This is a genomic window from Actinoplanes sp. NPDC026623 (assembly GCF_040638275.1).
Classification (GTDB): domain Bacteria; phylum Actinomycetota; class Actinomycetes; order Mycobacteriales; family Micromonosporaceae; genus Actinoplanes.
Map to the genome: position 1 here is coordinate 1 of NZ_JBEZXZ010000258.1, position 10,339 is coordinate 10,339.

Sequence of the window (10,339 nt, forward strand, 5' to 3'; positions counted from 1 at the left end):
GGGGGGGCGGGTGACCACCCCCCCCCCCCCCCGCCGCCCGTGACCGGCCGCCGGATCAGCAGCCGGGGCGGGTGGTGCCGACGGCGACGTCGTCGTACCAGAGGGTGTCGGCGCCCTCGCCGTAGCTTTCCCAGCCCAGCCGGAGATCGGTCAGTGCCGGTCGCCAGGTCCGGTTCAGCCACTGGCTGTCGATGTCGTGCGTCGGCACGCCGTCCTCGAGCAGGCCCGCCACGGAGGTCCCGTTCAGCCAGGTCTGCATCGTGCCGTCGCGGCCGTCGACCTTGAACTCCACGCAGTTCCAGGTGCCGACCGGCAGCGGTGCCGACAGCGCCACGCCGGCGGGGCTCTGCTCGGGCAACGTCGCGTCGTCCGAGGCCCGGTTCCATTGCAGGGCGGCGTTCTGGCCGCCGAAGCGCAGGTCCCGGTTGCCGTCGTTGGCGTCGCGCATGGCGACGGCGGTGACGTGCGCGGCGGGCAGCGCGGTGGTGTGCCGCACCCAGTAGCGCACGAACCACGCCGTGGCCCCCGCCGGCAGCAGCGCCGTGTTGCGGACGAAGACGTGGTTGCAGTAGCCGGCCGCGCCGTCGACCCGCAGCGAGGTGCCGCCGCCGTGCGCGACCGCGGTGTCGAACGCCGCCCGGCCCGCGCCGGAGCAGTCCGGATAGGTCACCGCCCAGTCGGCCTGCGTGCCCTCGAAGCCGTCACACCGGGCCGCGGATCCGCAGCCGGCCGGGGTGGTCGGCGGCGTCGTGGGCGGGGTCGTGGGTGGCGTCGTCGGTGGCGTCGTCGGTGGCGTCGTCGGTGGCGTCGTCGGTGGCGTCGTCGGCGGCGGGGTCGTCGGCGGCACGGCGCCGTTGCAGGTCACGTCGTTGAGGGCGAAGGACGCCGGTACGGCGTTGGCGCCCGAGTACGTGGCCTGGAACCCGAAGGCGGTCGAGGCGCCGGTGCCCAGCGTGGTGTTGTACGCCGGCGCGGCCGCCCGCACCGCGCTGCCGGACTGGGTCACCGTGGCGTTCCAGCCGCTGGTGACCTGCTGGTTGCCGGGGAACGTCCAGGTCACCACCCAGCCGTTGATCGGCGCGCCGTTGTTGGTGACCCGCACGTCGGCGGTGAAGCCGGTGTTCCACTGGTTGACGGTGTAGGCGACGTCGCAGGCGGTCGCGGCCGCCGCCGGGGTCACGGCGACGAGCACGGCACCCACCAGCAGGGCGCCGGCCGCCGCCAGCCGGATCAGCACGACACCCCGTTCAGCGCGTAGCCGGTCGGGTTCGCCGGCGCGGCTCCGGTGAAGCTCGCCTGGAAGCCCGGGCTGACGCTGGCGCCCGCGGCCAGGCTGCCGTTCCAGGCCGCGTTGCGCACGGTGATCGTGGTGCCGGACTGCGACCAGACGCCGCTCCAGCCGCTCGCCAGGGTGACGTTGGCCGGGACGGTGAAGGTGAGCGTCCACGAGGTGAGCGCCGCGCCGTTGTTGGTGATCCGGACGTCGGCGGTGAACCCGTTCGACCAGGCGTTCGCCGTGTACGCGATCGAGCAGGCGCCACCGCCGGGCGGCGTGGTCGGCGGGGTCGTGGGCGGAGTGGTCGGCGGGGTCGTGGGCGGGGTCGTGGGCGGGGTGGTCGGCGGCGTGGTCGGCGGGGTCGTCACCGGGCCCGCCGCGATCGCCAGGTCGTAGGCGCGCTGCGGCACGAACTGGCCGGCGCCGGCCAGGCAGCCGTCGGCCTCGCCGGGCAGCTTGATCCACAGGTACGCGTCCAGGATCGGGTCGGAGACCGCGTTGGTGCTGGGTATGCCGATCGCGCGGCCGGCCGGGTCGCACCACTCGCTGCCCGCCGGGCCGTTGCCGTTGCGGCTGGTGTCGATCACACCCTTGAGGCGGGAGACGCCGGTGGCGGCGATGACGTTCCTGATGTACGGGATCGACTCCGCGTTGGTGCGGTAGTTGGAGACGTTCACCGAGATGCCGTCCGCGCTGTTCGCGATGTCCGCCCGCACCAGCCGCGCGGCCATGTCCGAGGCCGACAGCCAGGCCGAGTGCCCGGCGTCGAAGTAGACCTTGGCGGCGCTCGACGCGGACTTGAGCTTCTTGCCCGCGTACGCGATGGAGGCGTAGACCTCGTCCTGCTGCGCCTGGGAGAGGCAGCTGGTCATCAGCGAGAGCACGTCCGGCTCGAGGATGAGGGCGGCGGAACGGCCCTTGAGCCCGGCGGCGACCTGATCGATCCACTGCCGGTAAGCCGTGTGGTTCGGCATGCCGCCGGTGCTTGCGCCGCTGCAGTCGCGGTTCGGGATGTTGTAGATGACCATGATCGGCGTCTTGCCGGCCGCGGCGGCCGCGCCGACGAACGAGTCCACCTCGGCGGCGACAGTCGAGGTGTTGTTCTGGGTGAACCAGCGCCCCTGCGGGACGCTGGCGATCCGGTCGCGGATCACCGCGGCGCGGGAGTCGCCGGGGTTGGCGGCGACCCACCTCGCGGCGCTGGTCTGGGGATCGGTGTAGTAGGGGGACTCGGCGGCGGAGGCGGATCCGGGCCAGAGCACGGCGGTGGCCGCGACCACGATGCCGGCGGTGGCCGTGGCGGCGGCGAGGGTTCTCAAGCGCATTCGACAACTCCTGGGGGTGGGCAGGGAGCGTGGGAGCGCTCCCATGCATCGACCACGGTAGTTGTAACATGGGTGAAATCTCAAGGCCGGGCGGTCAGGCTCCCGGCAGCCGCTCCCCCGGCCGGACCAGCCCCTCGGCGTACGCGAGCACCACCAGCTGCGCCCGGTCCCGCACGCCGAGCTTCGTCATCGCCCGGTTCACATGTGTTTTCGCGGTCAGCGGCGAAAGGTGCAGCCGCTCGGCGATGTCGTCGTTGGACAGTCCGTGCGCGACCAGCACCAGGACCTCGCGCTCCCGGTCGGTGAGCCCGCCGAACCGCGCCGCCGCCACGACGGTGCCCGGATCCGGGCGGCTCAGGAACCGGCCGACCAGGCCGCGGGTGGCCCGCGGCGACAGCAGCGCCTCGCCGCCCGCCACCACCCGGATGGCCCGCAGCAGGTCGGCCGGCGCCACGCTCTTGCCGAGGAAGCCGCTGGCGCCCGCCCGCAGGGCGAGCACCACGTTCTCGTCGTCCTCGAACGTGGTGAGCACGAGGACGCGCACCCCGGCGAGGTTCTCGTCGGCGCCGATGCGGCGGGTGGCCTCCAGCCCGTCCATGCCCGGCATCCGGATGTCCATGAGGATCACGTCGGCGCGGGCCGTGCGGGCCAGGTCGACCGCCTGGCGGCCGTCGGCGGCCTCGCCGACCACCTCGAACCCCGGCTCCGAGTCGATGATCATCTTGAAGCCGGCCCGGATCAGGTTCTGGTCGTCGGCCAGCAGCACGCGGATGGTCACCGGGCGCACCGGGCCGCCGGGGCGCCGGCCGGCAGCGCCGCGCGCACCCGGAACCGGCCATCGCCGACCGGCCCGGCCGTCACGGTGCCGCCGGCCGCGGTGGCCCGCTCCCGCATGCCGATCAGGCCGTACCCGGCGCCGGCGTCCGTACCGGCGTGGTGGATCTCGTTGGTGACCTCGAGGACGACGCCGCCGGCCGCGTACTCGATCAGGACGTCCGCGCGGCCATCGCCGTACCGGTGCGCGTTGGTCAGCGCCTCCTGCACGATCCGGTACCCTGCCAGGTCGGCCAGCGCCGGAAGCTCGCGCGCCGTGCCGCGCTGCTCGTGGCGTACCCGGAAACCGGCCGCCCGCAGCGCGCCGAACAGCGGCGGGAGCCGATCGAGGCCCGGCGCCGGCTCGGTGCTCGCCCGCTCGTCGGAGTTGCGCAGCACGCCGACCACCGAGGCGATCTCCTTGAGCACGGTGTCCGACGCGTCCCGGATGTGCGCGAGCACCGGGCCCACCTGGTCCGGACGGCGTTCCAGCACGTGCGCGGCCGCGCCCGCCTGCACGCTGATCACCGCGATGTGGTGAGCGACCGCGTCGTGCAGCTCGCGGGCGATCCGCAGCCGCTCGTCGATCACCCGCCGGTGCGCCTCCTCCTCGCGGGTCTGCTCGGCCCGGCGGGCCCGCTCCTCGACCTCGGCGACATAGGCCCGATGGGTACGCGCGGCGTCGCCCGCCGCCGCGGCCATGAAGATCCAGGCGAAGACGCCGAGCACGTCCGGGCGCCACCACGTCTGCGCCGAGACGAACGCCGCGGCGGCGTACACCGAGCAGGACGCGGCCAGGGCGCAGACCCAGCCGGCGCGGCGATTGGTGTGCGCGGCGATGGAGTAGACGATCACCCCGAGCACGACGATCAGGCCGGGGTTGCTGACCCCCTCCAGCACGGCGCCGACGGTCGCCGCGACCGCGACCACCAGGGCGGCCCTGGGCCGGCGGCGGCGCAGCAGGACCGCGAGGAAGGCCACCGCCGCGACCAGCACGTCGCGCACGGTCACGCTCTCCGCCGGCGACCCGCCCGTGCCGAAGACCGCGGACCTCAGCACGGCCACGGCGAGCACCACCGCGAGCAGGGCGTCCACCAGCAGCGGGTGGCACGCGGCCGCCCGCCACCGCCTGATCCAGTCGACGCCGGTCTCCCCCATCACGGGCGACCGTACGCGGCGGTCCGGCACCGTGTCGTCGTCTCGTCGCAGTAGCCGGCGCCGCCGGAGATACCACGCCGATGGTATGCGGATGACTGCGGCGGGACGACGCGCCGGAGCCCGATTTCGGTGATCGTTCAAGGGTCACAGCCGCCCGACCCTGGAGCTTCGATGGCCACCTACCTGTACCGGCTCGGCCGGTTCAGCTTCCGCCGGCGCAGACTCATCCTCGCGCTCTGGCTCGCCGCGCTGGCCTTACTCGGCGTCGGCGCGGCCACGCTGTCGGGGCCGACGTCCGACGAGTTCTCCATTCCGGGCACGGAGGCGCAGGAGGCGATGGACCTGCTCGGCGAGCGCTTCCCCGGCGTCACCGCCGGCGGCGCGCAGGCCCGCGTGGTGTTCGCCGCGCCGTCCGGCGAGAAGCTCACCGACGACGCCAACCGGGCCGCGATCGCGCGGACCGTCGCGCGGCTCAAGACCGTCGCCGACGTCACGGCGGTCACCGATCCGCTGCGGGGCACCGTCAACCCCGCCGGCACCGTGGCGTTCTCCCAGGTCACCTTCTCCGTACCGGCGACCGGGCTGACCGACGCCGACCGGGAGGCGCTGAGCGCCGCCGCCGACACCGGCCGCGACGCCGGGCTGGCGGTTGAGATGGGCGGCGACGCCATGCAGGAGCAGGGCGACCCGGGCAACTCCGAGGTGCTCGGCATCCTGGTCGCCGCGGTGGTGCTCGTCGTGACGTTCGGCTCGCTGGTGGCCGCCGGGCTGCCGCTGCTGACGGCGATCCTCGGCGTCGGCGCCGCGATGCTGGGCATCCAGATCGCCTCCGGCTTCGTCGACCTCGGCAACAGCACCGCCACCCTCGCGCTGATGCTCGGCATCGCCGTCGCCATCGACTACGCGCTCTTCATCGTCTCCCGGTACCGGCACGAGCTGACCCTGGGCCGGCCGGGCGAGGAGGCCGCCGCGCGGGCGGTCGGCACCGCCGGCTCCGCGGTCACCTTCGCCGGGCTGACCGTGGTCATCGCCCTGTCGGCGCTGGCCGTGGTGAACATCCCGGTGCTCACCCAGATGGGGCTCGCGGCGGGCTTCGCCGTCGTCGTCGCCGTGCTGATCGCGCTGTCGCTGCTGCCCGCGCTGCTGGGCTTCGCCGGCCGGCGGATCCTGGGTCGCCGCGGCCGTGACCCGGAGGCCGCCGCCTCCTCCGCCCGCCCGGCCGCCGGCCTGCGCTGGGCCCGCTTCGTGACCGGGCGCCCGGTGGTCGTCCTGGTGGCCTCCGTCGTCGGCCTGCTGGTCCTCGCGATTCCCGCCCTCGACATGCGGCTCGGCCTGCCCGGCGACAACATGGCGAGCCCCGAATCGACCCAGCGCAAGGCCTACGACATGCTGACCGGCGGATTCGGGGCCGGCTTCAACGCCCCGCTGACCGTCGTGGTCGACGCCGCCGCCAGCCGGGACCCCCAGGGCGCCACGGCCGAGGCCGCCACCGTCATCAAGGGCCTGCCCGGCGTCGTCACGGTCAGCCCGCCCAGCCTCAACCCGGCCGGGAACACCGCGATCCTGCAGGTCATCGGCTCCAGCGCGCCGGACAGCACGGAAACCGAGGCGCTGGTGCACGCCATCCGGGACCAGGACGACACGTTGCGGAGCCGGACCGGGGCCGGCCTGGCCGTCACCGGAACCACCGCCGTCAACCTCGACATGTCCGACCGGATGGGCTCGGCGCTCGGCCCGTACCTGGCGGTGATCGTGGTACTGGCGTTCCTGCTGCTGACGCTGTTGTTCCGGTCGCTGCTGGTGCCGCTCAAGGCGATCGCCGGCTTCCTGCTCTCGGTGGTGGCCACCTTCGGCGCGGTCGTCGCGGTCTTCCAGTGGGGCTGGTTCAACTCGGTGCTCGGCATCGACCAGGCCGGCCCGATCATCAGCATGCTGCCGGTCTTCCTGATCGGCATCGTCTTCGGCCTGGCCATGGACTACGAGGTGTTCCTGGTCAGCCGGATGCGCGAGGAGCACGTGCACGGCGCCGAGCCGACGCAGGCCGTCGTCTCCGGCTTCGCGCACAGCGCCCGGGTGGTGACGGCCGCCGCGATCATCATGATCAGCGTCTTCTCCGGCTTCATCCTGTCGCCCGAGTCGCTGGTGAAGTCCATCGGCTTCGCGCTGGCCGCGGCGATCCTGTTCGACGCGTTCGTGGTCCGGATGACCATCGTGCCCGCGGTGATGACCCTGCTCGGGCGCCGGGCGTGGTGGCTGCCGCGCTGGCTGGACCGGCTGCTGCCGGACATCGACGTCGAGGGCGACAAGCTGCGGGAGGTCCCGGCCGAGCCCGGGCGCGATCCGGCCGACCTGGTGACCGCCGGCCGCTGAGGCGGGCCCGGACGACCCCGATGGTGACGTGCGACGCCTCGGGGCCGTCCGGCACCGTCCGGCCGGGCGGCACCAGGCATCATTGCCGGGTGAAATCGGTGCGGGAGACGATCGGCGCGGTCGTCGGCGGACAGCTCGGGTTCGAGGCCGGCCTCGACACCCTCGCCGTCGCCCCGGCCGCCGAGGTCGATCCGGCGCTGACCACCGCCCTGTTCGACGCCACCGCCCGGCTGTGGCGCGGCGGCTGGCAGCCCGCCGAGCTGCACCGGGTCGTCGCCCGGCGCGGCACCGGCGTCCAGCCGCACCTGATCACCGACGCCGTCGCCGCCTACCTGCGCGGCTTCCCGCCCAAGACGATCGACGGCCGCTGGCGGGCGCAGGCCGGCGACCTGGACGCCCGGCCCTGGTGGGGCGACGACGCCGGCTACCTGCGGGAGGTCACCACCCACCGCCGAGTCGACCGGGTCACGCTGATCGACGCCCTGCTGTCGCTGCTGAGCCTGCTGGCCGAGCTGCCGTCGATCGAGATGCTGATCCCGCCGCCGGGCCAGGCGACGCCGGCCCGGCGGGCACCGGGCAACGACGCGAAGCTCGAGCGGGTGCGCGCGCTGCTGGCCAAGGCCGAGGCCACCACGTTCCCCGCCGAGGCCGAGGCCTACACCGCCAAGGCACAGGAGCTGATCTCGCGGCACAGCCTCGACGAGGCCCTGCTGGCGGCCGGCAGCGAGGCCGTGATCCCTTACGCCCGGCGCATCGGGGTCGACCACCCCTACGAGAGCGAGAAGGCCTCGCTGCTCAGCGCCGTGGCCCGGGCCAACCGCTGCCACGTCGTCTGGTCCCCCGAGTTCGGCTTCGCCACCGTCTTCGGCTTCGACGCCGACATCGACGCGGTCGACCTGCTGCACACCTCGCTGCTGGTGCAGGCGCACCGGGCGATGGCGCGCACCGAGCCGCCCGGCGGCAAGGCGGGCCGGGCCCGGCTCAAGACCTTCCGGCAGTCGTTCCTGGTCGGCTACGCGGTGCGGATCGGCGAGCGGCTCGCGGAGGCCAGCCGGGCGGCGCTGGAGCAGACGGTGGACTCGGCCGCGCTGCTGCCGGTGCTGGCGTCGCGCGACGTGCGGGTCCGCGAGGCCCGGGACCGGTCGTTCCCGTCGACCGTGCGGGGCCGCGGCTTCGCGGTCTACAACCGCGAGGGCTGGGAGTCCGGCCGCACCGCGGCAGACCAGGCCTCCCTGACCTAGATCACTATCTGCAAGATCTAGATTCCACTGTGTAGGGTACGGCCGTGAGCAAGACAATCGTGGCCCGCATCACTGTCGTGGCCGAGGACGAGACAGCCTCCGACGCCGCCGCGCAGAAGCTCCTGCACGAACTGCGCGAACTGGACGACGTGGTCTCGGTGACGCAGGACCGGAGCCCCGGCGCGCCGGAGGGTTCCCGCGGCGGCGAACTGATCGCGGTGGGCACGCTGATCATGTCTTTGGCGGCCCAGCCGGAAGTGATCACCACCGTGCTGAGCTACCTCGCGGACTGGCGACGCCGGCGCGGCCGCGGCCAGGTCGAGTTTCGGACGAGGAACGCCGAGCTGATCCTCACGAACGCCAGCGACGCGCAGGCCGACAAGCTCATCGAGGCGTTCATCGAGGAGGTCAGCAACCCTGAGCCGTAGACGCGCGCTGATCATCGCGACGGAGAATTACCAGAGCAAGGCGTTCGCCCCGCTGCCCGGCACCGCCAGGGACGCCGAGGACCTGGAACGGGTCCTGCGCGACCCGGGCATCGGGGACTTCGAGGTCACCGTCCTGCACGACGCCACCGTGCGCGCCGCCGGCCTGGTGGTCCGGGAGTTCTTCTCGCAGGCCGGCCCGGACGACGTGCTGCTGCTGCACATCTGCGGGCACGGCGAGCGCGACGGCGACGGCAACCTGTACTTCGTCAACCACGACACGATGCCCGACTCGCTGTGGGTCACCGGGCTGAAGGCCGACCACATCAGCACGGAGATCCGCGACAGCCCGGCCCGCCGCATCGTCGTGCTGCTCGACTGCTGCTACGCGGGTGCCTACGTGCAGCACGACGGCCTGCTCGCCGGCCTGGGCCCGGAGAAGCCGCCGGAACCCGCACCACCGCCCGGCTACGCCGCCGACGATCCGGACGGCCGGCACCACCGCGGCGAGGTGGTGATCACCGCCACCACCTCGATCGCGCACGCGTTCGAGTCGGACGCCGGGCTGTTCACCCGCTGCGTCGTGCACGGTCTCGAGACCGGCCGGGCCGACATGAACCGCGACGGCGAGATCGACGCCTACGAGCTGTACCAGTACGTCGCCGCCCGGATGCTGCGCGACCCCGCCGGTCCCCGGCAGAGCCCGACCTACTCCGCGCACCGGATGCAGGGCGTCCTGCGGATCGCGCACAGCGCCCGCGAGCGCGCCGCCGACCGGCCCCGGCCCCTCCCGGCCGCCACACCGCCGCCGCCGGTCCCGGCCACCGAGCCGCCCAGGACGCCGGAGGGCCGGGGGCCGCTGCCGCGGCGGGTGCTCGTGCCGCTGCTGGCGGTCGCCGGCCTGCTCTGCGCGTGCGGCACCCAGGCGGACAGCGCCGTCGCCGGCGGCGGGTGCCCGACCCCGGCCCAGGTGCGGGTGGCCGCCGCGCCCGGCTCGCTGGGCCCGTACTCCGAGGTCGCGGCCGAGTTCGAGGGCTGGATCGCCGAACGGCAGCACGGCTGCCGGGCGGTCGACCTCTACGTCTTTCCGGCCGCCGCCGCCGACCTCGCCGAGGGGCTGCGCCGGGGCTGGGGCGCGGGCGCCGACGGCGGGAACTACCTGCGGGACGTCGGCCCGCACCCGGACGTCTGGCTGCCGGCCACCGCCGCCGACGTGCCGGCGGACGACGGGCCGGTGCGCGACGTCATCGACCGGGTGGACCGGATCGCGCAGACCCCGATCGTGCTGGGCGTGCCGGCGCGGGCCCGGGTGCCCGGCGACGAGGCGCAGCGGCGGTCCGTGCTCTCGTGGCCCGAGCTTCTCGCCGCCGCCGGCCGCCGCCACGGCGTGGTGCGCGGCGACTTCGCCGCCTCGGCGATCGCGCGGATGGCGACCGCGAAGCTCTACGACGACGGCACGATCGACGGTGCCGCGGCCCGCGAGATCGAGCAGCCCCTCGAACGGTCCCTGGACGACGGCGGATACCCCGTCGGCGACGAGGCCGGCCTGCTGTGCCGCCAGCGGGAGACCCGGGGCGACACCGCCCTGATCCTCACCGAGCAGCAGCTGGTGCGCTTCAACCGCGGCGACCCGCCGGCCGCCGATCGTGCGCGTCGGCTGAAAGCTCGCAATCACTTGCCGTGTTCTCGGCTCGGCCGTCTCGATCCGCCGTAAAGGTGGACGCGGTGGTC

8 protein-coding genes are annotated in these 10,339 nt (G+C 74.1%); 4 read left to right on the plus strand and 4 right to left on the minus strand.

All coding sequences use genetic code 11. The features are described 5' to 3' along the window. Window positions 1–55: 55 nt before the first annotated feature. From AB0F10_RS40840 to AB0F10_RS40855, 4 genes are all read right to left on the minus strand, one after another. On the minus strand, window positions 56–1,237 hold the full coding sequence (locus AB0F10_RS40840; protein ID WP_360638492.1) for a cellulose-binding domain-containing protein: 1,182 nt from the start codon (window positions 1,235–1,237) through the stop codon (window positions 56–58). Next, window positions 1,231–2,601, minus strand: coding sequence for a glycoside hydrolase family 6 protein (locus AB0F10_RS40845; RefSeq protein ID WP_360638495.1), 1,371 nt, complete (start codon window positions 2,599–2,601; stop codon window positions 1,231–1,233). Before AB0F10_RS40845 ends, AB0F10_RS40840 begins: the two co-directional genes overlap by 7 nt. A gap of 94 nt (window positions 2,602–2,695) precedes the next feature. Then, window positions 2,696–3,379, minus strand: coding sequence for a response regulator transcription factor (locus AB0F10_RS40850; RefSeq protein WP_360638500.1), 684 nt, complete (start codon window positions 3,377–3,379; stop codon window positions 2,696–2,698). Then, window positions 3,376–4,572, minus strand: a complete 1,197-nt coding sequence (locus AB0F10_RS40855) for a histidine kinase (protein WP_360638503.1) — start codon at window positions 4,570–4,572, stop codon at window positions 3,376–3,378. The genes AB0F10_RS40850 and AB0F10_RS40855 overlap by 4 nt, the downstream gene beginning before the upstream one ends. A 171-nt stretch (window positions 4,573–4,743) precedes the next feature. Between AB0F10_RS40855 and AB0F10_RS40860 the strand changes: the two genes are divergently transcribed. The 4 genes from AB0F10_RS40860 to AB0F10_RS40875 all read left to right on the plus strand — a co-directional run bounded on the left by AB0F10_RS40860 (window position 4,744) and on the right by AB0F10_RS40875 (window position 10,322). Continuing rightward, complete coding sequence (locus tag AB0F10_RS40860) at window positions 4,744–6,942, plus strand: MMPL family transporter (RefSeq protein WP_360638506.1); 2,199 nt, start codon at window positions 4,744–4,746, stop codon at window positions 6,940–6,942. An 89-nt stretch (window positions 6,943–7,031) separates the two neighbouring features. After that, on the plus strand, window positions 7,032–8,183 hold the full coding sequence (locus AB0F10_RS40865; protein WP_360638509.1) for a DUF2786 domain-containing protein: 1,152 nt from the start codon (window positions 7,032–7,034) through the stop codon (window positions 8,181–8,183). Between the two features lie 44 nt (window positions 8,184–8,227). Further along, window positions 8,228–8,611: a hypothetical protein gene (locus AB0F10_RS40870; protein WP_360638512.1), complete on the plus strand. Its 384-nt coding sequence runs from the start codon at window positions 8,228–8,230 to the stop codon at window positions 8,609–8,611. A gap of 52 nt (window positions 8,612–8,663) precedes the next feature. After that, on the plus strand, window positions 8,664–10,322 hold the full coding sequence (locus AB0F10_RS40875) for a caspase family protein (protein WP_360638515.1): 1,659 nt from the start codon (window positions 8,664–8,666) through the stop codon (window positions 10,320–10,322). Window positions 10,323–10,339: the final 17 nt, after the last annotated feature.

Coding starts and splice junctions, on each gene's coding strand:
- AB0F10_RS40845 (WP_360638495.1), bottom strand. CDS start 2,601: ATGCGCTTGAGAACCCTCGCCGCCGCCACGGCCACCGCCGGCATCGTG.
- AB0F10_RS40855 (WP_360638503.1), bottom strand. CDS start 4,572: ATGGGGGAGACCGGCGTCGACTGGATCAGGCGGTGGCGGGCGGCCGCG.
- AB0F10_RS40860 (WP_360638506.1), top strand. CDS start 4,744: ATGGCCACCTACCTGTACCGGCTCGGCCGGTTCAGCTTCCGCCGGCGC.